Annotated in this window: 24 protein-coding genes; 16 read left to right on the forward strand and 8 right to left on the reverse strand. The window is 40.2% G+C overall.

Annotated features, from left to right (window positions below):
• Positions 1 to 58 precede the first annotated feature (58 nt).
• Positions 59 to 1,810 (forward strand): hypothetical protein, encoded by a 1,752-nt coding sequence (locus tag LEP1GSC203_RS17295; protein WP_002975476.1) that lies wholly within the window; start codon positions 59 to 61, stop codon positions 1,808 to 1,810.
• Here the strand turns inward: LEP1GSC203_RS17295 and trxB are convergent.
• Positions 1,807 to 2,748 carry a thioredoxin-disulfide reductase gene (gene trxB / locus LEP1GSC203_RS17300; protein WP_002975488.1) on the reverse strand — a complete coding sequence of 314 codons (942 nt, stop codon included), beginning with the start codon at positions 2,746 to 2,748 and terminating at the stop codon, positions 1,807 to 1,809. The genes LEP1GSC203_RS17295 and trxB overlap by 4 nt on opposite strands.
• Positions 2,749 to 2,808: 60 nt before the next feature.
• Positions 2,809 to 3,330 carry a tetratricopeptide repeat protein gene (locus LEP1GSC203_RS17305; RefSeq protein ID WP_002975197.1) on the reverse strand — a complete coding sequence of 174 codons (522 nt, stop codon included), beginning with the start codon at positions 3,328 to 3,330 and terminating at the stop codon, positions 2,809 to 2,811.
• Between the two features lie 97 nt (positions 3,331 to 3,427).
• Between LEP1GSC203_RS17305 and xerD the strand changes: the two genes are divergently transcribed.
• Genes xerD through hslU form a run of 4 tightly spaced genes read left to right on the forward strand, consistent with a single transcriptional unit; the run spans position 3,428 to position 6,766 of the window.
• Entirely contained in the window at positions 3,428 to 4,336 is a 909-nt protein-coding gene (gene xerD, locus LEP1GSC203_RS17310) for a site-specific tyrosine recombinase XerD (RefSeq protein ID WP_002975202.1), read from the forward strand.
• On the forward strand, positions 4,336 to 4,767 hold the full coding sequence (locus tag LEP1GSC203_RS17315; RefSeq protein WP_002975463.1) for an ATP-binding protein: 432 nt from the start codon (positions 4,336 to 4,338) through the stop codon (positions 4,765 to 4,767). The genes xerD and LEP1GSC203_RS17315 overlap by 1 nt, the downstream gene beginning before the upstream one ends.
• Before the next feature lie 46 nt (positions 4,768 to 4,813).
• Positions 4,814 to 5,347 (forward strand): ATP-dependent protease subunit HslV, encoded by a 534-nt coding sequence (gene hslV / locus LEP1GSC203_RS17320; protein ID WP_002975320.1) that lies wholly within the window; start codon positions 4,814 to 4,816, stop codon positions 5,345 to 5,347.
• Positions 5,348 to 6,766 (forward strand): ATP-dependent protease ATPase subunit HslU, encoded by a 1,419-nt coding sequence (gene hslU, locus LEP1GSC203_RS17325; RefSeq protein WP_002975222.1) that lies wholly within the window; start codon positions 5,348 to 5,350, stop codon positions 6,764 to 6,766.
• A 27-nt stretch (positions 6,767 to 6,793) separates the two neighbouring features.
• On the opposite strand, the gene LEP1GSC203_RS17330 is transcribed toward hslU, so the two are convergent.
• The gene (locus tag LEP1GSC203_RS17330) at positions 6,794 to 8,665 is read right to left on the reverse strand and encodes a chorismate-binding protein (RefSeq protein WP_002975453.1); all 1,872 of its coding nucleotides are present in this window, start codon (positions 8,663 to 8,665) and stop codon (positions 6,794 to 6,796) included.
• Positions 8,666 to 8,679: 14 nt separating this feature from the next.
• Positions 8,680 to 9,516 (reverse strand): hypothetical protein, encoded by an 837-nt coding sequence (locus LEP1GSC203_RS17335; protein ID WP_002975364.1) that lies wholly within the window; start codon positions 9,514 to 9,516, stop codon positions 8,680 to 8,682.
• A gap of 87 nt (positions 9,517 to 9,603) precedes the next feature.
• Between LEP1GSC203_RS17335 and LEP1GSC203_RS17340 the strand changes: the two genes are divergently transcribed.
• From LEP1GSC203_RS17340 to LEP1GSC203_RS17365, 6 genes are all read left to right on the forward strand, one after another.
• Positions 9,604 to 9,846 (forward strand): biotin/lipoyl-containing protein, encoded by a 243-nt coding sequence (locus LEP1GSC203_RS17340; protein ID WP_002975458.1) that lies wholly within the window; start codon positions 9,604 to 9,606, stop codon positions 9,844 to 9,846.
• The gene (locus LEP1GSC203_RS17345) at positions 9,843 to 10,706 is read left to right on the forward strand and encodes a metallophosphoesterase family protein (protein WP_002975207.1); all 864 of its coding nucleotides are present in this window, start codon (positions 9,843 to 9,845) and stop codon (positions 10,704 to 10,706) included. Before LEP1GSC203_RS17340 ends, LEP1GSC203_RS17345 begins: the two co-directional genes overlap by 4 nt.
• Positions 10,707 to 10,717: 11 nt before the next feature.
• Positions 10,718 to 11,770 (forward strand): Mrp/NBP35 family ATP-binding protein, encoded by a 1,053-nt coding sequence (locus tag LEP1GSC203_RS17350; RefSeq protein ID WP_002975511.1) that lies wholly within the window; start codon positions 10,718 to 10,720, stop codon positions 11,768 to 11,770.
• A 47-nt stretch (positions 11,771 to 11,817) separates the two neighbouring features.
• Positions 11,818 to 12,510, forward strand: a complete 693-nt coding sequence (locus LEP1GSC203_RS17355; protein ID WP_002975334.1) for a hypothetical protein — start codon at positions 11,818 to 11,820, stop codon at positions 12,508 to 12,510.
• A gap of 104 nt (positions 12,511 to 12,614) precedes the next feature.
• Positions 12,615 to 12,947, forward strand: coding sequence for a peptide chain release factor family protein (locus tag LEP1GSC203_RS17360; protein ID WP_232225934.1), 333 nt, complete (start codon positions 12,615 to 12,617; stop codon positions 12,945 to 12,947).
• Positions 12,929 to 14,851: a PP2C family protein-serine/threonine phosphatase gene (locus LEP1GSC203_RS17365; RefSeq protein ID WP_002975499.1), complete on the forward strand. Its 1,923-nt coding sequence runs from the start codon at positions 12,929 to 12,931 to the stop codon at positions 14,849 to 14,851. The genes LEP1GSC203_RS17360 and LEP1GSC203_RS17365 overlap by 19 nt, the downstream gene beginning before the upstream one ends.
• An 84-nt stretch (positions 14,852 to 14,935) precedes the next feature.
• Here LEP1GSC203_RS17365 and groL read toward each other — a convergent pair whose 3' ends face one another.
• The 3 genes from groL to LEP1GSC203_RS17380 form a co-directional block, all read right to left on the reverse strand.
• A complete protein-coding gene (groL, locus tag LEP1GSC203_RS17370) occupies positions 14,936 to 16,582 on the reverse strand; it encodes a chaperonin GroEL (protein ID WP_002975223.1) in 1,647 nt (548 codons plus the stop codon).
• A gap of 22 nt (positions 16,583 to 16,604) precedes the next feature.
• Positions 16,605 to 16,895, reverse strand: a complete 291-nt coding sequence (groES, locus tag LEP1GSC203_RS17375; RefSeq protein WP_002975196.1) for a co-chaperone GroES — start codon at positions 16,893 to 16,895, stop codon at positions 16,605 to 16,607.
• Between the two features lie 137 nt (positions 16,896 to 17,032).
• Positions 17,033 to 18,616, reverse strand: a complete 1,584-nt coding sequence (locus LEP1GSC203_RS17380; protein WP_002975294.1) for a helicase HerA-like domain-containing protein — start codon at positions 18,614 to 18,616, stop codon at positions 17,033 to 17,035.
• Between the two features lie 170 nt (positions 18,617 to 18,786).
• On the opposite strand from LEP1GSC203_RS17380, the gene LEP1GSC203_RS17385 reads away from it, so the two are divergent.
• Positions 18,787 to 21,198, forward strand: coding sequence for a hybrid sensor histidine kinase/response regulator (locus LEP1GSC203_RS17385; RefSeq protein WP_002975330.1), 2,412 nt, complete (start codon positions 18,787 to 18,789; stop codon positions 21,196 to 21,198).
• Here LEP1GSC203_RS17385 and LEP1GSC203_RS17390 read toward each other — a convergent pair.
• Positions 21,195 to 21,815: a response regulator transcription factor gene (locus tag LEP1GSC203_RS17390; protein ID WP_002975224.1), complete on the reverse strand. Its 621-nt coding sequence runs from the start codon at positions 21,813 to 21,815 to the stop codon at positions 21,195 to 21,197. The two genes, LEP1GSC203_RS17385 and LEP1GSC203_RS17390, sit on opposite strands and share 4 nt — an antisense overlap.
• 183 nt (positions 21,816 to 21,998) lie before the next feature.
• Here LEP1GSC203_RS17390 and LEP1GSC203_RS17395 point away from each other — a divergent pair, with 183 nt between their 5' ends.
• The 4 genes from LEP1GSC203_RS17395 (at position 21,999) to flaA1 (ending at position 24,593) form a co-directional block, all read left to right on the forward strand.
• Complete coding sequence (locus LEP1GSC203_RS17395) at positions 21,999 to 22,472, forward strand: cyclic nucleotide-binding domain-containing protein (RefSeq protein WP_198008591.1); 474 nt, start codon at positions 21,999 to 22,001, stop codon at positions 22,470 to 22,472.
• Positions 22,473 to 22,625: 153 nt separating this feature from the next.
• The gene (locus LEP1GSC203_RS17400) at positions 22,626 to 22,862 is read left to right on the forward strand and encodes a DNA-binding protein (protein ID WP_002975368.1); all 237 of its coding nucleotides are present in this window, start codon (positions 22,626 to 22,628) and stop codon (positions 22,860 to 22,862) included.
• A gap of 11 nt (positions 22,863 to 22,873) precedes the next feature.
• The gene (gene flaA2, locus LEP1GSC203_RS17405; protein WP_002975218.1) at positions 22,874 to 23,590 is read left to right on the forward strand and encodes a flagellar filament outer layer protein FlaA2; all 717 of its coding nucleotides are present in this window, start codon (positions 22,874 to 22,876) and stop codon (positions 23,588 to 23,590) included.
• Between the two features lie 16 nt (positions 23,591 to 23,606).
• Entirely contained in the window at positions 23,607 to 24,593 is a 987-nt protein-coding gene (flaA1, locus tag LEP1GSC203_RS17410; protein ID WP_002975280.1) for a flagellar filament outer layer protein FlaA1, read from the forward strand.
• Positions 24,594 to 24,679 lie beyond the last annotated feature (86 nt).

Here is a 24,679-nt window from a genome sequence, read left to right on the forward strand (position 1 = left end):
TGACAGAGCATTGATTTTCGGAGACCATTGGGGCGTCAAGTGAGTTCATCTCTGCCCCATGATTCGTAAGATTATTGTTTCCATAGTTTTCCTCCTAACTACCGTTATTTTTTCCGAAACGGAACGTGCCTTAGTTCCGCTCAAACGTGGCCCAAGCTCCGATGTATTGTATTTCGATTTTGGCGAGACGGCCCCCACTTCCTATCTTACGGTAGAAAGACTCCAAGAACCAAAACTAGAAGATTTAAAATTAGGTTTTTTAGAACCAACTCCTGGTTATTACAACGGGCCAGACGGTGGTGAGGTTTACCAATGGGCCAAAAATCATTACCAGTGGAAAAGGGCCGATGGCAGTGTGTATACTGAATGGGCAAATGGAACCTTTAAACTTGATTTTCCGACTGGAATTGGTTTTATATCTGCACCCATTGCATGTAATGGATGTTTGCCGACACTGGTATGGAATTATCCTGACTTAACCAAAATTACGAAGTATTGGATTTCTAACAGAAAAGAATACGACTATATCCACCAAAAACCACTAAATTTTGAAAACTACCTACTCGTAAGTGAAACTAAGTTTGGAAAACCAAAATTGGAATTTGCAAATTATATATTTTACGGTTCAGAAAAGTGGACAGAGTATTTACGCGTGTTTGGTGATAGTTTTAAATTGAAACCTTTTTTCCAATTTATGAAATCGGAATTTCAATTAGAAAATCGGGGAAAAATTCCTGTTTTGTTATTCGACAAATATGAGGATATCAAAGAATACATTGGTGCCGATATCCCTGGTGGATCAGAAGAGGGAGGGTTTGGGGGAAGAGATTCCATTAGCTTATGTTGTGGAGAAAAAATGCCACAATCCTCCGGGAATCCAGAATTTGATGCGGATGCACTGCGTCGTGTGCACTTCGGAGTTTTTTACCACGAAGCAGTTCATAATTTAGAACAGATATCTTGTTTAAAAATTCAGTCAGAAACAGGAAAAATCCCATCTGCAGATATTTCAGATCCTTGGTTTGAGGAAGGCCTCGCCAATTACGTAGAGGCAAAGTTCTATGAAAGAAAACGATTTCATATTTATAATGATGCTGAAAAGTTAATTCGAGAAAACAAAGTCCCTAAAACTTTCAAATCGCTGTTAGATGTCAAATTTAAAGATTTAATTCCTTATTCGATTGGGCCACTTCTCGTAAAACATATCCATGAAACCTACGGAAAAGAAGCCATTGTATCTTATCAAAAAGAAACCTGTTTAGGAACGGCACCGGCATTGGCCTTACAAAATGCTACCGGTGTATCTCCGGATCAAATTTTGAAAGATAGTTTGCAAAGGTTTGAAAAAGAGAAAGATTCTGTTTTGCGCGATGGCAAAAAACTCCAGTTAGCTGGTTATACTATCATGAATACAAAGTTTCCCGCTGAATATTCATCATTTTTAGAAAAAGGTTTTTCTCTTCCAGAATCCGCTTTAGAGGTCAAGTCCTACACCCAATTGCCCAGTTTACAAAAGACCTTTCTTGCTTCCGTGGATTCTTTTTCTGAAAAATTGGAAGGGGATTTCCTTGGTCCGAATGGGAGTTATTTTTACCTTTGGAAAAAAGGAAATTACCGCTGGTATGGGGAATCCTGGGAGGCCAATGTATTTCCAGGAAACCAAATCCTTTATAGAGGATCTAATTTTACTCTGATTGAATGGGAAGATGGAAAAAAACAATATATATCACCGAAAGGAGATTCGGTGATATTTTTTAATTTGGAATCAAAATCCTATAAAGATGCGGAAGGAAAGCCGGTCACTCCTTAGTGACCTTCTAACCAACGTTCTGCTTCGAGTGCCGCCATACATCCGCTGCCTGCTGCGGTGATCGCTTGGCGGTACACTTTGTCCTGCACATCACCCGCTGCAAAAACGCCCGTCACATTGGTTTGTGTGGTGCCTGGTTTCGTGAGGATGTACCCAGTTTCGTCCAAATCTAACTGGCCTTGGAAAACTTGGGTATTGGGCACATGTCCAATGGCATAAAACAATCCGCCCACTTCTAAATCTTTCTTTGCTTTGTCTTTTGTACTTTCGAGTACTATGGAGGTTAGTCCTGTTGCACCACCTTTGGCTTCCACTACGGTTTGGTTCCAAAGGATTTCAATTTTGGGGTGTTCCATGGCTCGCTTTTGCATGATTTGGGAAGCACGGAGTTGGTCTCGTCGTACCACCAAATACACTTTCGAAGCAAACTTAGTCAGGTGGTTTGCTTCTTCTACAGCAGAGTCACCTCCACCTACAACTGCGAGGGCTTTGTTTCGGTAGATGGGGAGGGCACCATCGCAAACGGCACAAGCGGAGATCCCTCGTTGCCAGAAAGTTTCTTCGCCAGGGACATGCATTCGTTTGGCAGTGGCACCTGTGGCAATGATGATGGATTCTGCTTTGATTTCTTCGTCGTCAGACCAAATGGTAAAAGGGCGTTTCGAAAAATCCACTTTGGTGATGGTTTGGGTGTGGATGGTGGTTCCGTATTTTACGGATTGTTCTCGAAAGAGTTGGGTAAGTTTGGTTCCATCGATTCCTTCTGGGAATCCAGGAAAGTTTTCTACTTCGGTTGTGGTCGTGAGTTGTCCGCCTGCGGCCACTCCTCCTGCCATAAAACCTTCATACATCACCGGGTTTAAATTGGCTCTGGCTGCGTAAATGGCTGCTGTATGTCCTGCGGGACCGGATCCGATGATGACAACTTTATGGTTCATAATTTCTCCTATTCTGTATCTTGTTCTTTATTGTTTAGACAGGAATTCAGGGTTTCCTGTTTATTTTGTTTCACAAGCCCTGACCCAAGGCGCGTAATACGGGTCCCCTGCCAGAGGGCTTTTTTCTAAAGTCAGAAGGTAGTCTTTCTGTTTGAACCCTCTCGTAAGGCAAAGGTAGGTGGTTTCAAAAAATTCCAAAGTTTCTTTTTTTCCTTGGAACCGGATTTCTTCCAAAATTTCCAATGCTTCTTTTTCATATCCTGTGGTAAGATAGAGTCGGAAGAGTTCACGTTGTACTTCTGTATCGTCTTTTTTTTGTTTGTGGTATTTTTCCAAATAAAAGATGGCAGTAGCGATAGACTGATTGCTCTCCGCAAGGAGTAGTCCCATCCGTTTGAGAACGGGATCGTAGTCGGGATTCTCCCGAAGGGAAAGTTCGTAGTAGTAGAGAGCTTTTGTTTTTTCTCCTACCATTTCCCATTTTTTTCCTTCTTCAAATAGGGATCGTTCTTTCCGGCCGCAATTAACGACTAACAGTAAAGAAAGCGTGAGTAAAAAAATGAGGGAGTTTCTATGAACCACATCTCCTTTTTTCCTGACATAGCCATTTGTGGCAAAAAAAATAATAAGTCTCTTTAAGCTTTTTGTCCGACTCTTTAAGTAACATAAGAGAGTAAAGATGGGTTCCAAATTGCCAGTTTCTCAAAATCAGCTTTTACAAACATTCCAAGAATATCTGTCCGTAGAAAAAGGACTGAGCGATAATTCGATATATTCCTATGGATATGATCTCAATAAGTTTGCGATCTTCTTGGAAAAAGAACATATCAACTTCTTAGAAGTAAAAGCAAACGACATCATGCGTTTTCTAGAAGAAGAAAGGGAACGCAAAATCTCTGCAAAAACTCTGGCACGTGAAGTGGTCGCGATTCGGCAATTTTACAAATACCTCCGTGATGAAAAACGTTTGGATTCCAATCCAACGGAAAAAATCGAAACTCCGGAAGTAGCAAGAACCATCCCTGATTATTTAACACAAACGGAAATTGAAGAACTCTTTCGTAATATCAAAGAGGACAATTTATACGAACTTCGTGACAAATGTATCTTTGAACTCCTTTACTCATCTGGCCTTCGTATTTCTGAAGCATGTAACTTAAGAATGACAGACATCGACATGGAAAACATGACGATCACTGTGGAAGGGAAAGGTGGAAGACAACGCCTAGTTCCTTTTGGCGAAAAGTCATTGGAGATTTTGAAAAAATACCTCACAGAAAGTCGCACAGAAATTTTGAAAAAAAGAACTTGCGAGTTTGTATTTGTTTCTAAAAAAGGTTCGTATATCAATCGTAAGTCGGTATGGCGTCTTCTTAATCACTACATCAAACGCACAAAAATAAAGAAAAAAGTTACACCACACACTCTTCGCCACTCATTTGCAACTCACCTACTTGAGAACCATGCGGATCTCAAATCGGTTCAGGAACTTTTGGGTCATATCGATATTTCGACGACTCAGATTTATACCCATATGGCAAATAAAACTCTGAAGGAAGTTCATAAGAAATTCCATCCGAGAGGATAATGTCGAACCAAAAGAAACAAGCGGACTACTCTAAGGTAGTCCGTATCCAAATCCCATCCAACCCTCGCTTCGTTTCTCACACACGTAATTACTTTTTTAATCTTTGTTTAGAACATGGATTTTCCCTATTTGATTCCATGGACTTAAAACTTGTGATTGGAGAAGCCATTGTCAATGTCATTCGCCACGCCTATTCAGGACAGACCAACAAACCCATTTTTCTTGAAATACAATTCGATAAAGACCGAGTCGAAATCAAACTTAGGGACTACGGAAAAAAAGTCGAACCGGGCGAACTTCGTAGTTTTGATTTGAGTGATTACCGTGAACACGGGATAGGTCTTTTTATGATCAAAGAACTCACCGATTATTATTTTTTAGACCAGTCTTTTGAGATAGGGAACCAGATGGTTCTAATCAAAAGAAAGTAACCTCCATTTTTCTCGACACCCGTTCCCGATTTGTAAAATTATCCTTATGGAAACAATTCATGCAACGACCATCCTGTCTGTTCGTAAAAACGGTAAAATTGCCGTAGGGGGAGATGGTCAAGTGTCCATGGGAAACACCGTGATGAAACATACCGCAAAAAAAGTCCGACGACTTTACAACGGTAAGGTGATCGCTGGATTTGCGGGAAGTGCTGCGGATGCATTTACACTCTTTGAACTTTTTGAAAAAAAATTAATCGAACATGGTGGGTCTGTGTCAAGGGCTGCCGTGGAGCTGGCTCGTGAGTGGAGGATGGACCGAATGTTACGTAGACTCGAAGCCCTCCTGATTGTTTGTGATGCCAATGAATCTTTTTTAATTTCAGGAACAGGAGATGTGATCTCGCCAGATGATGGAGTTCTTGCCATTGGTTCTGGAGGCAATTTTGCCCTATCTGCGGCAAGAGCCCTTGTCCAAAACACAGATCTGGATCCAAAAGAAATTATCATAAAGGCAATGCATATCACCGCAGATATTTGTATCTATACTAACCATAATTTGGTGATTGAGGAATTATAAATGACATACCCAACTATACTTGCAGAAATTGCCGACTCACAAAACCCGGCTGAGGAATTAACTCCGCGCCAAATTGTAGAACGTTTGGATGAACATATCATTGGACAAACCAAAGCAAAACGTGCTGTGGCTGTGGCACTTCGTAACCGTTCCAGACGACGTAAATTGGATGAAACTTTAAGAGAAGAAATTTATCCAAAAAATATCATTATGATTGGACCTACAGGTGTCGGTAAAACAGAAATTGCGCGCCGTCTGTCAAAGTTATGTGGTGCTCCATTTCTAAAAGTAGAAGCCACTAAATATACAGAAGTGGGTTATGTGGGTCGGGATGTTGAATCTATGATTCGAGATTTGGCCATGGGTGCTCTCAATTTAGTAAAAGCAGAGTTTCGGGATCGTGTGAAAGACAAGGCAATTGAAAAAGCAGAAGAACTTGTCCTTGATTCCATTCTTCCCCCCATCTTTCATAAAAAAGAAGAAGACCTAAATCCAGAAGAGAAAGAAAGACAACTTAGTTACAAAGAATCCAGAGAAAAGTTTCGAGAAAAACTTCGGAAAGGAATTCTGAACGAACAAGAAATCGAAATTGACATTCCAAAACCTTCCGCGCCGTCGGGTATGCCTATGTTGCAAGTGTTTGGTGCTGGTAATATGGAAGATATGGACAACCAACTTCAAAGTTTACTCGGTGATTTGATGCCTAAAAAATCGGGCAAACGAAAGGTAAAAGTATCTGAAGCTCAAAAACTTCTTACGGAATCAGAAGCTGAAAAACTCATCGATACAGATAAAATCCAATCGGAAGCCGTGAGACGTGTGGAAGAAATGGGAATTATCTTCTTAGACGAAATTGATAAAATTGCAGGTCGTGAAGGACGCCAAGGGGCCGATGTATCCCGCGAAGGAGTACAAAGAGATCTTTTGCCCATTGTTGAAGGTTCTACGGTGAATACAAAGATTGGCCCCATAAAAACCGATCATATTTTGTTTATTGCAGCCGGCGCCTTTCATATGACAAAACCTTCCGATCTTATCCCAGAACTCCAAGGACGTTTTCCAATTCGTGTGGAACTAGAAACTCTTACAGAATCCGATTTTATCAAAATCCTCACCACTCCCAAATCTTCGCTAACTAAACAGTATGAAGCTCTCCTTGCCACAGAAGGTGTAAAAATTGAATACACAACCGATGGAATCGCTGAGATCGCAAAACTAGCGTTCCAGATGAATGAAAAAAACGAAAACATTGGAGCAAGAAGACTCAATACCATCATGGAAAAACTTCTGGAGGATACAAGTTTTGATGCACCGGACCTTCCACCAGACCAAAAACAAGTGGTAATTAACGAAAGTTATGTGTCTTCCAAACTCAAAGGAATCATTGAAGATAAAGATTTAAGTCGGTTTATTTTATAATCGAATGCCGACGGAAAGGGAATCTAGCTAGAAAGATTTAGGTTTTTCGTCTGGGATGGAATGGGAAATGAATTCGACTCTTTCGAATCCGCGCAGTGAATTTCCTACAAGGATTTCATCGGCGGTTTCTATATCGGATTTGTATAGGGCCGTTTCTTTGACCCAACCTTTCCTTAGGAGTGCTTCTCGAAAGACTCCAGGAAGGCCCCCTTTTTCAAGAGAAGGTGTCATCCATACCTTTCCTATTCGCAGGAAAAGATTTCGAATATTAGTTTCTAATACTTCTTCGTTTGCAGCAAATAAAACACAGTCCTCCACACCTCTTGTTTTACACTCTTCCAATTGTTCTGTGTAGTAGGTTCGTTCTGTAGTTTTATAATAAAGAAATATATCTTTAGAATCTACTGGTTGGTTTGCAAAACCTATGCGAATGGTGGGCCTTTTTTTTGTTTTTGTTAATGAAAAAGTTTCTCCACGAAATTCACCTCTTTCACTGAGTAACAATCGAACCCGTAATCTTCCTTTGGATACATCAGCTAAGGTTTTTAACGTAGCTTCTGCATTGGATTTTGAAAATGGATACCCAAGACGATTTGCCGTTTTTTCCATACGTTCCAAATGGAGATTTTTTAAGAAATAATGTCCATTATAGAAACGTAATGTTTCCAAAATTTCAAACGGAGGAAGATGGGGATTGGTGATGAATTTTAATTTAGATAAACATTCTTCATACTCTGGTTCTGCATCCGAAAGTACTGTGACTCCACTTCCTACACCGTATATACCAGACCAAAGATTTCCATTGGGTTTTAAGTGCATGGTGCGGATGGTCACGTTAGAACGAATCCATGGTTTTCCATCTAACAGTTCTGATACGAATATGGATCCTGTGTAAAGCCCTCTATCATTTCCTTCTAATCTTCGCAAAATTTCAAAGGACCTACGTTTGGGAGCTCCAATCACTGAGCCAGATGGAAAGAGAGCCTTGAGAACCGAAAACCAAGTAAATGGTTCTTTAAGTTTTGCTTCCACCTTGGAGACCATTTGCCAAACTGTGGAAAGGCCCATCACTAAAAAAAGATCAGTCACTTGCACTGTCCCTTGTTTGGCGATCCTACCCAAATCATTTCTATAAAGATCTGTAATCATTACATTTTCTGCTCTTTCCTTTGCAGAGGACTTGAGGTTGGATTTGTTTTTTTCATCCTCTTTTGATGTGTAACCACGAAGGATAGTTCCTTTCATCGGTTCTGTTTGGATTTGATCTCCCTGTACTTCAAAAAATAATTCAGGAGAAAAGGATAAAATTCTAGAATCTTTGGTTGGAAAGTAAGCCGAATATTTTGTTTTTTGTTTTGTTTTTAAGGATTGATAGTATAAAAACAAATCACCTTCGATAGTGATCGAAATAGGAAAACAAAGATTCAATTCATAACTTTCACCAAGTAAAAGGGCATCTCTTGTTTTTTCCCATTTTTTTGTATAAGTTTCTTTATCCCAAAGAACTTCCATTTTTTTCAAATGGGAACCTTTAAGTTGGTTTGGAGATGGATTTGGGTATTGGATTCTTTTTTTTTGTTTGTAGATGGTATATTGGAGTAGGGGAGTTCCTTCGGAAAGGCCAGAATTGCTAATATCCAATCCTTCGATAAAAAAATATCCTAGTTCAAAGAAAACAGTCCCCGTCGGATAGTATCCTTCTTTACGATAGTCATCTAACTTTGATAAGCTGTTTTTGATTGTTTCTTTGATGGAATTGTTTTTTGAAAAAAGAATTTGTTCTTCTTCTTTTGGGTCAAAATACCAATCACAAACGGTGAAACCAGGATGAGAAAGGGAATCTTCGAAAAGAAGACCACCGGTTTTCCGGTATTCCCCTTCGAAAGATTCCCAAGTCATTGGAATTGTCTGTATCAAAACTCCATCTTTTGGAGAGCCTCTAACGGATAGTTGAGGTAAACCGTTGTCGTTTTTTTACTAGTTTGGATATCAAAACATTCCAATGGATCAAGGCCTAAATTATAAAAACCTTCATCAATCATCGCAATGCCAAATCCAGCGCTTTCCTTTTCATCCAAAAAGTCTGGTCTAAAAAATTCTGCAGAGTTTCCTTGTTTGGCAAGTTCTGCGTGTCTTTCTCTACTTTTGCGAATTCGATTTAAATCCATTCCCATAATAGGGGAATCGTTCCTGATCCGAATGTATACAGAAGTAGGTCTGATTTCAATTTTCATCGAAATTTTAAGATCATACTTTTTTACTTTTTCTCTAACGATGGTTAAGAATTCTTTTTCATCAATGGAGAGGTTGTGTTTTTTTGATCTTTTTTTGTCAGATAAAGTTAGAATCTTTTGGACCACTTTTTTAATTTTATCGGGAACAATGTAACGTTGCATTGCATCCCTTAGTGGTTCTGTTTCTAAAATAATATCGAGTAACTCTTCTGCTTCTTCTTCTGGAGTTTGTCCCTGTGATGTGAGTTTGTTCAAAAGTTCATCTTGAAAGATCACAAAACGTGTGTTTGCTTTTACAGCATTTAAAAGGGCCTCCATAAGACCGCTAAATAAATGAAATGATGTCAGTGGGTTTGCCCCAACGCGGTTTAAAATTCCCTGAACCACTTCATTGACAATATCTCGTGTTGACTTGGTGAGTCCCCTTAGTTCAAAATGGAAATAGTCCTTTTGAATCAATTGGTCCAAGTTTTCGATGATTTCCGTGCCTTTGTATTTGATTTTCTCGTTTCCCATTGAGGTTCGCTAAACTTTTATGTTAAAAAAACGGGAAAACATGGTTTTGTAAACCAGTTTTCATTTCCGTGGCAAAGGATTGTGTCCATGAAAGAATTCCTTTTAAAAACTCCAGATTTGGGTGATACAGAAAAGATCGAATTAGTTCGTTGGCTTCGAAAGGTGGGTGATTCCGTTGCAAAAGGGGACGAAATGATCGAACTTGTAACGGATAAAGCGGCTTTTCCCGTAGAATCTCCCTACTCTGGAACCTTAAAAAAAATCATTATGGAAGAAGGATCGGTAGTGAAAAAAGGAGATATCCTCGGAATCATGGATATTAACGAATGAAAATCCTTCATATTTCTGACTTACATTTCCCGAAGAAACTTTCGTTGTTTTCACTTCGTGGAAAAGCAATTGTCGGATACCTCAATTACCGATTGAGACGTAAATCAAAACATCCTCTGGTGTTGATTTCGGCGATGATTGAAGCTATTAGTAAATTAGAATATGATGCTCTTATTATTTCTGGTGATTTGACAAATGTATCCCATCCTCGGGAATTTGAAAACGCAAAAGAAATTTTGCAACCTTTACTTACTGACAAAACATTTTTAATTCCTGGCAATCATGATCGTTATCAAAAAAGGGCAATTGGACCTAATCCCTTATTTGAAAAAACTTTTGGTGAGTGGATCGGTTCTTCTATTGATCCAAAACTATACATACGTACTAAAAAAATTGGGGATAAACTTTTTGTTGGTTGGGATTCCAATTTCGCAATCCCAAAAATTACGGCGAATGGATATGTTGCGCCGGAAGTTCTTCAGAAAACTTTAAGTACAACCAAAGAACCCTATGTTCTTGTCTGCCATCATCCGTTATGGAATCCGGTAAATGAAATTGAATCCAAGGCACATCGGATGACTAATCGTGAAGAAGTAGTAGATAAATTAAAAGTTAATCCACCGCTTTTGTACTTACACGGACACACTCATACCAATTGGGTTAAACTTCCCGGTCCTCGTGCTCCTTTTTCCATTGTCAATTCAGCATCAAGCACAAGACTATCAGATAAAAATCATGAATGTGGATTTCATTTAATCGAAATAGAAGATTCTATTCGATACCGACGTTTTATTTATTCAGAAGACAAATTCATCGAGACGAATCCGATCTTTTATGAAGAATCGGAAGGTGTCATCTAAAAGGACAGACCATGGCAAATTCAAAAGTAGATTTAACAAGCATCCAAAGACAACTTATGCAGGTGAAACACCCTGAACTAAAAAAAGACATCGTAAGTTTGGGAATGGTTGCTTCTGTCACTCCCACAGAGGAAGGAATTGAGATATTAATCAAAACTCCCAATGCAGATAGGCGATTACAAATTGGTCTTGAAGCACAAACAAGACAACTCATTTCCAAATTGGAAGGTGCAGGTAAGGTCAAAATCAAATTTGAAGTAGACCAAAACCTGAAGATGGAAGATGGGAACCGAATCTTTGGCGTAAAGAAGGTCATTGCTGTTGGATCAGGAAAGGGTGGTGTGGGTAAGTCTACAGTAACTGCCAATCTCGCATCAACATTAGCACGTAACGGAAAGAAGGTGGGTATCCTTGACGCCGATATTTACGGACCTTCCCTCGGTAAAATGTTTGGAATTAATGGTCGCGTGGCATTAAAGTCTGAAGAAGATAAAATCTACCCAATTGAAAAACATGGAATCAAACTGATTTCGTTTTCGTTTTTGGTTTCAGAAGACCAACCAGTGGTTTGGCGTGGGCCCATGCTCGGGAAAGCCATTGAACAGTTCTTATACGACGTTGTTTGGGGAGAGTTAGACTATCTTTTTATAGACCTTCCTCCGGGAACCGGGGATGTCCAACTTTCACTTGCACAACTCATTGATTTGGATGGAGCTGTGATTGTGACTACTCCGCAAGAAGTGGCAGTTCTGGATGCAGGAAGGGCTGCCGCCATGTTCAAACAAGTAAAAGTACCCATTCTTGGAATTGTAGAAAATATGTCTGGGTTTGCTTGCCCTAAATGTGGCCATGTAACAGATGTTTTTTCCAAAGGCGGTGGGGAAAAACTCTCCAAACAAGTGGGGGTTCCGGAGCTCGGATCGGTTCCATTGACATTGGATATGATGAGTTCTGGGGAGTCAGGAAAACCTGCCCTACTTGACCTGGGTGAGTCTCCTTTAAAAGAAGCATATTTCCGCATTGCAAAAAATTTAGAAGACCAAATCGCCCAGTGGGAAGATTAAAAATCACTTGTTTCTAAAGAGCTTTTTCTTAGTCTAAAGGATACACTATGAATTTCGAACGCGGTTCCAAACCCAACCCCACCGGTAACTTAATCGCATACTGCCATGTATTCGGAGAAAACCCGATTGCGCCCGGCGGAAAAATCATAGCATCCAATGTGGTGGTCAGTTTTTTAAAAATTGGGGATAACTACCCAGTAGTCACCTTTCCTCCAGTGGCTCTTCCTTCCAAAGAGGAACTGATGAAAATTCTTTCTGATAATATTCATCTTTATGATGTGGTACAACTCCCAGACTTTCAGATGCCGGAGAACAAAGATTCGGCAAACCAATACATCCAAGAAAGGATGGAACAGTTCAACTCGATGGTCATGCGTTATGTGGAGTTTTGTAAGGCAAAAGAAAAGAAAACACAAACCACAAGCCTAACAGAACATTTAGAGCAGGTGAGTGAACCCTTAGAAACACTGGCTAGCCTTTCCTTAGAATTTCGCAACACATCGGGAATTGCAAGAGAAGCCACTAGACTTAAAATGGAACGGATTGTTGACTACTTCCATAACAACCACCCTACACTAGACATTGATAATTTTAAAAAAGCCCTCTCAGTTCCAGGAAAGATGGGAGATGAACTAGTGGGATTGTACATTCAAAAGTTCAATGCCATTCAAATCGAAAATTATGAAACGGCTTCTGATCTAAGAAAACGTATCTTAGAAATTGAAGCTTCTACTCATTAAGTATTAGGAAAAAAATTTCTTGACCAATTCTATCTAAGGTCTATCTTCAAATGCCCTTAACCTTCCCTGTTTCTGTTGAAAAGAATCATTCGCTACAGAGACGGATGGAAGTACTAGGAATTTCTGAAGCAGATCTTAGCGAACGATTCGTGAAGTCCGCCGGTAAAGGCGGACAAAACGTAAACAAGGTTTCTACTGCAGTCCATTTGGTACATATTCCTTCGGGGAAACAAATCAAATGTTCTATCTATAGAACCCAAGGACTCAATCGTTATAAAGCGAGAGACTTGTTGTGTTTGGAATTAGAAAGAGAATTAAATCCTTCTAAATCCAACTCTGACATTCAAAAACTGCGAAAGAAAAAACAGGACAAACATCGCAAATCTTTGAAGAAGAGATTGGAGAAAGAGAAATCGGAATGGAAAGAGCCTATGTAAAACAAATCCTCATTTTTCTTTTTCCCTTATTTAGTTTTGTGTCTTGTTTTGATTCTCTGCTTCCGTACAAATCCGTTAAATGGTCCGATGGATGGGAATACCGATTCCTTTCCGAAGAAGAGTCGGCTCATTTCCAACCAGCAATCGAAGACTTATCCCTGGAATACCAACCTTATCATATTCCTTATGTGAGTTTAGAAAAACCAACACCAAAATACCTATCTGCACGCATTCGGTTTCGAGATTCTTTAGGTTATCCCAAACCTTCGTTACTCCTAAGAGGTCTTGTTACTTTTTTCGATGCTTATTGTGGGGAAACCAAATTACAATCAGAATTTTTGCGACTTCCTCCTGCTGAACCTTCAGGTGTAAGTCCTGTCATTTACAATCGAAATTTTGTTCCTGTATTAGAATTACCTAATGAATGTTTGGAACGATATGTTTATATCGTATTTTTTTCAGAAGGAATCCTACCGTTAGGTTTTTCTGAACCACCACTTTACGGTGATCCAACGGATCATTACAAAGCCATTGCCAATAGAAGCCAATCCTTTGCTTCGTTAGGATTTTTCTTTTTGATTTTAGGGCTTTTTTCATTTTATCTTTTTGAAAGGCGTAAGAAAAAACAGCTCCTTGCCTTTACATGGTTTTCTTCCATTTCCGGAATTCATTTTTTATCACAATCAGGATTCTTTGGACTATTTTATTATGATACCATTCTTCCTAGTTTTATCATTTTTATTTTAACTTTGTTTTTGATTCCTATTAGTTGTTTGTATTTTTTTGACCAACTGGTTGGGTCTGGTCGTTGGAATGTGATCCGTATGCTTTGGCAGTTTCATGTGTTATTTTCCATAGTTATTTTGACTTTGGCATTTACAGAAACAATTTCCATGTCAGTTGCCATTTTAACTTTTATTTGGTTGTGTTTACCGACACTTATCATCCAAATCATTGTTGCTTGGGCGCAGATGGTCGCTAAAAAACCCAAAGCCGTTTTACTCGTGATTGGTGCCTCGGCTCTCTTTATTCTCAATGCACATGATATACTATCTTCTTTAGGTATTTTGGATTCGGTCCCACGTTCCTCCCATTGGGGATTTTTTATCTTTGTCGTTTGCCTCACTCTGTATGGTGAAAATCTTTTCCGTAATTCTGAAATTAAGTATGGTACTTTACAAAAGGAAATAGTCACTGCGGCAAGAATTCAAAATGCAATCCTTCCTCCTTCGCCTCCGCGTTGGGAAAAAATGAATATCAGCGTTTACTACCAACCTTCTCATGAAGTAGGGGGAGATTTTTACGACTTCCAAGCATTAGGTGGTAAAAAGTTTGGAATTCTAATCGCCGATGTAGTGGGACATGGACTTGGGGCATCTATCATTGCATCACTTTCTAAGTTTGCTTTTTTTCAAGCATACAAACATTGGGCAAACCCTTCCTTTTTACTCTCTGCCATGAATGAAGATTTAGTAAAAAAATCTTTTGGTCGGTTTACGACGGCCACGTACTTCTATATCGATTTGGAATCAGGAAAATTTATGGTTTCGAGTGCAGGCCACCCTTCTTTTTTCCATTGGAAAGCAGGAACAAAGGAACTTGTAGAAATTAAACCCAAAGGCAAACCACTGGGCATTCTTCCGGGCCTTACCTATGCGGAAGAAGAATACACCTTTCAACCTGAGGACCAGTTTTTGTTTTATACGGACGGTCTTACAGAAGAAGAAAATGAAGACCGGTTGGAATATGGAGAAAAACGTTTAGCAAAATCATTTATTGAAACAATCGCCAAACAATCAATCGATCCAATGGCAAAGGTATTAGAAAACTTTCATTACTTTACTGGGCTTTCCGGCTCACCTCACGATGACATCACCATCATTCATTTGCATATAAAGGCATAAAAAAAGCCTTGGATTTAGCATCCAAGGCTTTGGTGTGCGATCCAGTTGGTACAACCAGATCGCTAAAAAGAATAGGGGTATGATTTACATCATGCCGCCCATTCCTCCCATACCACCCATTCCTCCCATACCGGCCATACCAGCACCTGAGTCTTTCGATTCTGGTTTGTCTGTAATGGTAACTTCAGTAGTGAGGATCATCGCTCCAATGGAAGCTGCGTTTTGAAGAGCAGAACGTACCACTTTTGCCGGGTCAACAACACCTGCTTTGATTAGGTCTTCCCAAACCATAGTGAGTGCGTTGAATCCTTCGTTTCCTTTACGGGCACGAGCTTGTTCTACAATCACAGATCCTTCAAGACCAGCATTGGAAGTGATCATTCGGATCGGCTCTTCTAATGCACGTAAGATGATGTTTGCACCAGTTTGTTCGTCACCCACAAGTTTAAGCGCTTTTACAGCATCTTGTGCACGAAGTAGAGTAAGACCACCACCAGGAACAATTCCTTCTTCCACTGCGGCGCGAGTTGCTGAAAGTGCATCTTCTACACGAGCTTTTTTCTCTTTCATTTCTACTTCAGTAGCAGCACCGACGTGAATGACAGCAACACCACCAGCAAGTTTTGCAAGGCGTTCTTGAAGTTTTTCACGATCGTAATCAGAAGTTGTATCTTCGATTTGTTTTTTGATTTGGTTGACTCGGCCTTGGATGTCTTTAGAAGCACCAGCACCTTCAATGATAGTTGTGTTTTCTTTGTCCACGACTACTTTTTTTGCACGACCAAGCATCTTCACATCAGCGTTTTCCAATTTCATTCCGAGGTCTTCAGAAATTACTTGGCCACCAGTGAGGATTGCAATGTCTTCAAGCATAGATTTTCTTCTGTCACCAAACCCAGGAGCTTTTACAGCCACACATTGAATGGTTTTACGAAGAGTGTTTACAACGATAGTTGCAAGAGCTTCGCCTTCTACTTCTTCTGCGATGATAACCAGTGGTCGTCCCGCTTGTGCAATTTTTTCAAGCACAGGAAGAAGGTCTTTCATCGATGCAATTTTTTTGTCATAGATTAAGATGAATGGATCGTTAAAAGTTGCGATCATTGCTTCTGGATCAGTTACCATATAAGGTGATACGTATCCACGATCAAATTGCATACCTTCTACGATATCAAGAGTGGTTTCAATTGATTTTGCTTCATCAACAGTGATCACACCTTCTTTACCTACTTTGTCAAAAGCTTGAGCAATTAGGTTACCGATTTCTGGATCGTTGTTTGCAGAGATAGTCGCAACGTTTGCATATTCTGCTTTGCTATTGATTTTAATTGCGTGTTTTTTGATTTCTTCTACTGCAGCAAGAACTGCTTTGTCAATTCCGTGTTTGAGCGCCATTGGGTTTGCACCCGCAGTTACGTTTTTCAAACCTTCGTTGATAATAGCTTGTGCAAGGATGGTTGCAGTAGTTGTTCCGTCTCCGGCGATGTCGTTAGTTTTTGTAGAAACTTCCTTCACCATTTGAGCACCCATGTTTTCGATTGGATCTTCCAATTCGATTTCTTTGGCAACAGTTACACCATCTTTCGTGATGGTAGGGGCTCCAAATTTTTTATCGATAACTACGTTACGACCTTTTGGTCCAAGTGTTACCTTTACAGCGTTAGCAAGTTTGTTGACTCCGCTAAGAAGTTTTCTACGTGCTGTTTCATCAAATTCAATTGTTTTAGCCATGATTGATTATTTCCTTTTATAATTAGTTTGTCACAACACCGAGGATGTCGCTTTCACGGATGATCAATAAATCACGTCCGCCTTGTTTGATCTCAGTTCCGGAATATTTTCCGTATAGAACTGTATCTCCTACCTTTACTTCTAAAGGAATGAGTTTTCCGTCTTCGTAACGTCCTTGTCCGACAGCGATGATTTTCCCTTCTTGTGGTTTTTCTTTTGCTGTGTCTGGTACGATGATGGATCCGATTTTTTCTTCCGACTCATTCTTTGGCTCTACGACCACTCGGTCGCCTAAAGGTTTGATTGATGCCATGAGTAACTCCTTGTATGCAATCTGCTGTTCAATTCAGGTTTAGCACCATTTCAAAAAGAGTGCTAATCCTGATTCCCATAAAAGGATTGGGCATACGAATCGTCAAGCACTTTCAATCAAAGAGTGCTAAAATGGATTTAAAACCCGAAAAGTCCCGTTTTTTTGCGTTTTGAGCCCCGTTTGGGAGTGACACCGAGCATTCCGAGTAGCCCCCTTGTGACTTCTTTGGCTACAGTGCGGCCCACTTCCCGAGCCAGCGGGTTTTTGGAAAGTGTTTCCACAAAACTTGGATCTTCCTTCTCTTTGGCCCGTTTGGATTTAGTTCTTTTTTCGCCGGACTCCTCTTCTGCAGCTTCCGTTTCGTCGGCAATGGTTTCCATTTTTTTGGAAAGCATTTCATGGGCACTTTCTCGGTCGAGGGTGGTCTTGTATTTTTTCACTAAATCGGATTTATCAATTTTGGAATTTAGTTCTTCGGGATTTAAAATTCCCATTCGTGAGGCCGGAGGGGCAAGTAATGTACGAACGAGGGGAGTCGGACTTCCCTTGGGGCTTAGGGCAGTTATGAAAGCCTCACCAATTCCTAGTTCGGTGATTACTTCTTTGGTATCATAAAATTCAGTTTCTGGGTAATTTTCAGAAGCAGTTTTTATCGCCTTGCGGTCGTTTGCTGTAAAAGCACGGAGGGCGTGTTGGACTTTTAGGCCGAGTTGGCCTAAAATTTCTTTCGGTAAGTCGGTCGGGGATTGTGTACAAAAAATAATCCCAACCCCTTTGGAACGGATGAGTCGTACCATAGTTTCCAATTGTTTGAGTAGGTCACTCGAGGCTTCATCAAAAACTAAGTGAGCTTCATCAATGAATAAAACAAGTTTTGGTTTTTCTAAATCACCTTCCTCAGGGAAACTTGCATAAATTTCAGTAAGGAGAGACAACATAAAGGTAGAGAAGAGGCGAGGTTTGGTTTGGATATCTGTCAGACGAATGATAGATACCTTAGCTTTTTTGGATTCTATTTGGAGGAGGTCATTCACATCAAAGGAAGGTTCTCCAAAAAAATCTTCTCCCCCTTGGCCTTCGAGTTCAATGAGTTTCCGTAAGATGATAGAAATACTTTGAGAAGAAACGGTTCCGTATTCTTTTTCCAATTCTTCTTTACCAGCATCATTGATGTATTGGAGAGCCTTTTTAAAATCTTTAGTATCTAAAATAGGAAGGCCCAAATCATCACAGTATTTAAAAACAAGGGAGACCACACTGCTTTGTGTATCATTCAATTCCAAAATCCGCGAGATGAGTACAGGTCCAAATTCGGCGATGGTCGCTCGAAGTCTCACTCCCGGTTCTTGCGATAAGGACAAAAATTCCACGGGATAACTTGAAGGTTTCCAATCCATTCCTAGGGCCTTAGTCCTTTCTTTGATTTTGTCGTTTTCTTCTCCGGATTCGGCAAGGCCAGAAAGGTCTCCCTTGATGTCCATAAGGACAACCGGAACACCCGCCTCGGATAATGATTCTGTCAGGAGTTGGAGGGTTTTGGTTTTTCCCGTTCCTGTGGCACCGGCGATCAGTCCATGCCGATTCAGGGTGGAAAGGGGGATAGAAACAGAAGCTTCTTTATGTGTTTCTCCATCAAACATCCCTGCACCCAAATAGAGTGATCCTTTGGATGGGTATCCTTCGTTTATTTTTGAAACAAATGCATCTGATTTTTTTGCCATTGCCGTCTCCTTGAATCCCCTACTTGTTTCCAGGGAGAATCGAAGTCAATGTTTTCTATCGCAAGCAAAACGATTGTAAATTACCTAAACGGCCCAAAACGAAAGAATAAATTTCTCGTACACGTACTAATATGGTTTGAGTTTTTCGAAATTCATTTTAGGGTTAGGATGTGGTACGTATCCAAATTTTACCCCTATCTAAACTTATATATTTTTCTATTGCTGTATCTGTTTTCATCCAATGCAATCGTTCCATTCCCACCTTAGCCCCGGCAAAAACCATCCAGGCCGGTGTTTTGGATCTTTCGAAAGAAGACCCAAAAACTTTGGACCCATTTCCCTTAGCTGGTGAGTGGGAAGCTTTCCCTGGTGAACTTCCAGAAACCGAAGATGAGTTCAAAGCCTTAGAAAAAAAAGAACCAATCCGGCTTGCCGTTCCTGCGTATTGGGTGAACCAAAATTTACCAGCGCACGGATTTGTAACGTATCGTTTGAAAATAAAAGTAAACGAACCCTTGAACTTAATGTTCTATTTGAGAGAAACTTCTTCTGCCTATAGAGCGTATTATCACAATGCAGAACGTGGACTTGTTTTACTTGGTTCAGCGGGAAAAGTTTCCAAAACCAAAGAAGGTTCCATTGGGTATTACTTAGAAACAGCTCGTTCTTTCCGTGCCACTCCCACTACCGTTTTGTATCTCCAAATCTCCAACTATCTTTATTCGCGCGGTGGTCCTTACTATTCACCTGTGTTAGGTGAGGTGGGTAAAACTCTTCTTTACTTACGATTTAAAGAACGGAAAAAAGCATTTTTCTTTGCTACGTTTTTTGTCCTTGCGATCTCTCATATGTTTTTGTACATCCATCGCAGAAAGGACAAATCTCCTCTTTGGTTTTCTTTACTTTGTCTTTCTTGGCTTCTTAGAATTTTACTTTTTGACCGGGTGTCTAGGGATTGGTTCCAAGCCTCCGATTGGCTCGAGATGTTCCAGATTCGTCTAGAATACTTGGCGTTTTGCGGGATTCAAGGTTTTAGCCTTTTGTTTTTTTTCCAAAACCAAAAAAACTTCCTGCCACAAAAGTACAAAAGGTATCTATTAATTCCTATCATTCTCGAATTAATAATTATCATCTCGACACCGTACGCAGTGTACACAAAACTTTTGATTTTTAGTCAGGTTTATATGTCGATCATTCTTATCATTGCTATGTTCGCTGCATTTCGGTCCTGCTTACAAAGAGAAACCCGGTTTACGGGGAGTATGATTTTATTTGGAACCATCATCATTCTTTCTGCCACCATTTATGATTCCGTTGTGTTTTTTAAACGTTGGGATTTACCAATGCTTACTGAGCTTGGGTTTGCCATTTTTTGTATGTGTCTTGCCATTGTGATTTCCAAACAAAATGCTCACACATGGGAGACCGCAGAATACCTAACACTCAATTTACGAAAAGAAGTAGAATGGAAAACCATAGAACTCCGAAAAGAAAAAGAAAAAGCAGAAAAAACGGGAGAACTTAAAGATAAATTTATATCCATTGTTTCGCATGACATTCGGTCTCCACTTTTTGGAATCTCTTCTGTATTTAATTTACTGACAGAATCTCCTCCTTCTCTCTCTCCAGAAAGAGCCAAACAGGTATTAGGGGAAGCATCTACTGGACTCAAAAACATCCTCAGTATGGTGGAAGAGCTGATCAAATACTCTCGATTCCAAAACGCCTCCGTATTTCCAGATTACCAACTTTTTGATTTTCGCCAAATCACAGACCAATTGATTGAACGTGTCCAGGATATGGCAAAACCCAAAAACATTACGATCATCACTCATATGGAAGAATCTTCGATTGGAATTGGAGATCCCAACCTGATAGAACACTTGATATGGAACTTACTTACCAATGCAGTTAAGTTCACAAAAGAATCAGGTACAGTAGAAATCTCTTTAACCGAATCCAGTAAACATTGGAGTTTGAAAGTCATTGATACGGGAATCGGGATGCCACCTTATTGGGCAGAACATATTTTAGAGGAAGGATTTTTATTTGTTCGGAAAGGAACCGCAGATGAAATGGGAGCAGGTGTTGGCCTTGCTTTTTGTAAAGAAGTGGCCGAACGTCATGGAGCCGAACTCATTGTTCAGTCCGAAGAAGAAAAAGGAACTTCTGTTCAGTTTTTACTTCCTAACTATGAAAAGATTGTCCTCGTTTTAGATGACAATCCAGGATACCGAAAACAAATCCGAAAAGTTTTGAAGGACTTACCTTGTATCCTTTGGGAAGAGGAGTATCCTGACCATGCCCTACTTTCTGTCGGCCGATTGAAACCAGATCTTATCATCGTGGATTTTTCTATGCCAGAAAGAACGGGAATCGATTTTTTAAGGGATCTATATTCCAATTCAGAAATGGAAGAAATTCGTTCCTTACTTGTTTCTAGTTCGCATACTGATCCTAATACAGGTTACAAGTTGGAAGCCACTGTGATTGAACTTGGGGGAGATGCTTTCCTTACAAAAACATCTCCTGATGAAAAGTTGATTGAACTAGTAAAACGATTGTTAGATCTAGAAACCTAGATTAACATTTGTTCTTTGGCGCGGCCAATCAGTTCGGCAACAGTTTTGGCATTGAATCGGTCTTTGAGCCTACCGACATGGTATTCCACTGTTCTTTTCGATAGGCCAATTTCTGTTCCAATTTCTTGGTAGGTTTTTCCATGTCCGAGAAGGGTTAGGATTTGTTTTTCCTTTTTGTTGGCAACTTTCCCGTCTTGAGGTTTGCGGTTGAAGCTAAGCTTTAAGTTCTTAGAATAAACCGTCTTTCCTGCTGCAATTTCATTTAGGTTTTTGGTAAGGCTACTCAGATCATCACTTTTTAAAAGATATCCATCCACACCAGCTTCAATCGCTGAATGAACAATGGGTTGTTCATCGAGCATGGTGAGAGTGACCACTTTTAGGTTTGGATGTTCTTTTTTCCAATCCTTCACCATATTCAATACGTTCTCTCCTGGAATCCGTAAATCAAGGAGGACGAAATCTGGTTTCGTTTCATTTAAGAGGGCAAGAATTTGAGAGGAATGTTCGGCTTCTCCCACAACTTCGAAATCAGCTGAGGAGTTCACAACGTGTTTTACGCCGACCCGAGTCACAGCGTGGTCTTCAACGAGTAATACCTTCTTTTTAGGTGTCATATTTATCCCTTATTTTGGAATCAGGAACTAATTGTTCCTAGCGTTTCTCCCTAGTAGACGAAGGGAACTGCGAATATTAGTACTATTCCGTTCCATTTGTCCATAAAAAATCGTGGGTCTATCTACTTAATTTTCTCTTGCAAATTCGCTAAATTCCCCCATTTTCAGAGAAATCCTAGGAGTATTATGAATACTAAAGTAGAGAGTCTCAAAAAAATATATCTCTTCCAAAAGTTAAACCAAGACGAACTGTTGCACATTGCTGAAAAGATCCGGGAAGTCCACCTACCTCCTAGAAATGTTTTGTATGATATGGGGGAAGAGGCTGAGTCCATGTACATTGTGAAGTATGGAACTTTACAAATTTCCACTTCCACAAGCCATGGGGACGATGTGAACCTCATCACCCTCGGAGAAGGGGACCATTTTGGGGAATTGCCCTTTTTTGATGATGAAAAGCGCTCTGCAAAAGTAGAAGCCAAAGAAAATACCGAATTATACGAACTTCGCTATGCTGATTTACATGACATGTTTTCCAAAAACAAAGAAATGGAACTCAAATTCTATAAAGAAGTGACGCATTATTACATCCGTAGACTCCGAAAGCTTACCCATGACTTGGCATATGCTAGAGAATTAAGGAAACGATTCGCCTAAAAGGCAGAAAGAGACAAAATTCAATCAAATCGGGATTTTTTATCGATCACTTTCGAAAAAACCTTTTCCATTCCTCAGTTTCTTCCTATTACAGCTAAGGAATGGGTTTCGGATTCCGATACTATTTACGTAGGCAGGGAGAAGGAATGCATGGTGGACCCCGAAATCCTAACCGAGAAGATCGTAACACAAAATAAGACCTTCTTGGTGGATTTGAAGAAGAACCAGGCTGGATTCTACCTGAAAGTATCGGAGTGGTCGAATAGCAAAAAATCCTCGATCTTTCTACCGGCAGAAGGAATCGATCGAATGATCGAAATCTTGAATCAATTTAAAAGCCGGATATCCGATAATGAGAATACGAAAGACCCGGAGTTAGGAGCCTTTTAGGAGTGAGTTTCATGGGGAAATTAGGAATGACCAAACTGTTGTTAGGCCTCTTCCTTTCAATAGGAATGTTGTACGCACAGGCAGATACTGGCGGACAAAATACAGCTAACACTGCAAACGATGAGGATAGCCCTCTTAGAAAAATCGTTTTAGACGATTTCGAAGAGGCGGAGGATTGGAGAGTAAAAGCTACCACTCCACTCGGAGAAACAAGAACTTTGAAACTCGTTCAACGCGGGCTCATCAAAGATGTATTCGATGAAAAAACCGTTCCAGAAGACGGCGGGGACAAAGTCGAAAAAAACCATATTTTAGGTGTCAAAACACATTTTGCTGCTAAAGGTTTGGATCGTGTTGAATTGTACCCACCACATGAGTACATCATCAAAGGGAAAGTAAGACAAATCTCTGTTTGGGTTCTTGGTAGAAAGTATAGACATACTTTATTTGCGAAATTTAGAGATTATAGAGACGTAACACATAATATCCGTTTGGGTCGATTGGATTTCTTCGGATGGAGAAAACTTACGGCTACAATTCCAGGATTTATTCCACAAAGTACAAGATTTGCACTTTTAGATAAAAACCTTCATTTTGTTTCTCTCTTCGTGACCTCTGATGTTCATGAAGTAGCAGGGGACTTTTACTTTTATGTAGATGACCTCCAAGTGAGAACTGACAGATCCGAAGCGAAATACCCTGGATCTGAAATTAAGGACAATTGGTAAGCGGGAGAAAGGAACAATGGAAAACAAAAAAACAAAAATCCTAACTTTAGTAGCCCTTACGTCCCTCGCACTGATTGGATTTGCGCAGGCGCAATACAAAGTTTCCAATGGAGTGGCAACACCCATAGGAAATGATATTGGTGCACTAGAACTCAAAGCCATCACGATCGAATCTTGGGACAGTCCAACATCGACTGCTCCTTACGGTTGGGAAGTGTTCACTGACAAAGACGGTGTGAACAAAGATGGCACGGGTGATATGAAATATGATGAGAACAATAAGTATTCACCTGTTCTCAATGACCCAGCAAAATCTCCTCTTGTCATGAGGGAAGTGAAGCTGGTGCCAGGTAAACCCGGCGATGTAAAAAACGTAGATGCAGGGAATGCCAAAGTTTTGGCCGTGAAGTTTCAATTCACTTTTCCAGGAAACAATGTGGTGACGGTTCGTCCTCCGCGTGCTCCTGAATATGAAGTGACTCGTGCACGACCATACATCGGTGACGATAACAAAAAGAAATTTGATAAAATCTACGGGATTGAAGCACCAGGAAATGTGAAAGCCATTTCTGTTTGGGTTCTTGGTCGTGGAAATGAATATGATCTAGAAGGTTGGTTGGAAGATTATAATGGCAATAGCCATATTTTCCCTTTCGGTTCCTTGGACTTTGTGGGTTGGAGACCTCTCCACATCATCATCCCTCCAGGAATTCCGCAAGAGGCAAATGCATTTCCAGCAACAAGAAACTTGATCTTCAAACAGTTTAAGATTCGTTCTAGACCAAACTCTGGTCCAGAAACGGTTTACCTTTTCTTTGATGAACTTCGAGTTCTTGCTGATACTTTCGAAGTTCACTTTGATGGAGCAAACCTAGACTTTGATGAAGAAGATTGTAAAAGCAAAGTAAAAATGGAGCAAATGCTTCAGAAGTCCGGGGCCATCTCTACAGGCGCGAAAATTCGTGATTGTAGTGGAAGTAACGGCTCTTCACAAAACAAGTAGTTTCCTTACTCACTCGAAGGAGACTGCCTTTGGGACCAGGAAAACCCAGCCATTCGGTTGGGTTTTTTGGCTTTACAGAATCGAAC

This window comes from Leptospira terpstrae serovar Hualin str. LT 11-33 = ATCC 700639 (genome assembly GCF_000332495.1).
Lineage (GTDB): Bacteria > Spirochaetota > Leptospiria > Leptospirales > Leptospiraceae > Leptospira_A > Leptospira_A terpstrae.

Coding starts and splice junctions, on each gene's coding strand:
- LEP1GSC203_RS17380 (WP_002975294.1), bottom strand. CDS start 18,616: ATGGCAAAAAAATCAGATGCATTTGTTTCAAAAATAAACGAAGGATAC.
- LEP1GSC203_RS17345 (WP_002975207.1), top strand. CDS start 9,843: ATGAAAATCCTTCATATTTCTGACTTACATTTCCCGAAGAAACTTTCG.
- flaA2 (WP_002975218.1), top strand. CDS start 22,874: ATGGGGAAATTAGGAATGACCAAACTGTTGTTAGGCCTCTTCCTTTCA.
- xerD (WP_002975202.1), top strand. CDS start 3,428: ATGGGTTCCAAATTGCCAGTTTCTCAAAATCAGCTTTTACAAACATTC.
- LEP1GSC203_RS17365 (WP_002975499.1), top strand. CDS start 12,929: ATGGAAAGAGCCTATGTAAAACAAATCCTCATTTTTCTTTTTCCCTTA.
- LEP1GSC203_RS17315 (WP_002975463.1), top strand. CDS start 4,336: ATGTCGAACCAAAAGAAACAAGCGGACTACTCTAAGGTAGTCCGTATC.
- hslU (WP_002975222.1), top strand. CDS start 5,348: ATGACATACCCAACTATACTTGCAGAAATTGCCGACTCACAAAACCCG.
- groES (WP_002975196.1), bottom strand. CDS start 16,895: ATGGCATCAATCAAACCTTTAGGCGACCGAGTGGTCGTAGAGCCAAAG.
- LEP1GSC203_RS17335 (WP_002975364.1), bottom strand. CDS start 9,516: ATGGGAAACGAGAAAATCAAATACAAAGGCACGGAAATCATCGAAAAC.
- LEP1GSC203_RS17360 (WP_232225934.1), top strand. CDS start 12,615: ATGGAAGTACTAGGAATTTCTGAAGCAGATCTTAGCGAACGATTCGTG.
- LEP1GSC203_RS17330 (WP_002975453.1), bottom strand. CDS start 8,665: ATGACTTGGGAATCTTTCGAAGGGGAATACCGGAAAACCGGTGGTCTT.
- LEP1GSC203_RS17295 (WP_002975476.1), top strand. CDS start 59: ATGATTCGTAAGATTATTGTTTCCATAGTTTTCCTCCTAACTACCGTT.
- LEP1GSC203_RS17350 (WP_002975511.1), top strand. CDS start 10,718: ATGGCAAATTCAAAAGTAGATTTAACAAGCATCCAAAGACAACTTATG.
- LEP1GSC203_RS17340 (WP_002975458.1), top strand. CDS start 9,604: ATGAAAGAATTCCTTTTAAAAACTCCAGATTTGGGTGATACAGAAAAG.
- hslV (WP_002975320.1), top strand. CDS start 4,814: ATGGAAACAATTCATGCAACGACCATCCTGTCTGTTCGTAAAAACGGT.
- flaA1 (WP_002975280.1), top strand. CDS start 23,607: ATGGAAAACAAAAAAACAAAAATCCTAACTTTAGTAGCCCTTACGTCC.
- LEP1GSC203_RS17390 (WP_002975224.1), bottom strand. CDS start 21,815: ATGACACCTAAAAAGAAGGTATTACTCGTTGAAGACCACGCTGTGACT.
- groL (WP_002975223.1), bottom strand. CDS start 16,582: ATGGCTAAAACAATTGAATTTGATGAAACAGCACGTAGAAAACTTCTT.
- LEP1GSC203_RS17355 (WP_002975334.1), top strand. CDS start 11,818: ATGAATTTCGAACGCGGTTCCAAACCCAACCCCACCGGTAACTTAATC.
- trxB (WP_002975488.1), bottom strand. CDS start 2,748: ATGAACCATAAAGTTGTCATCATCGGATCCGGTCCCGCAGGACATACA.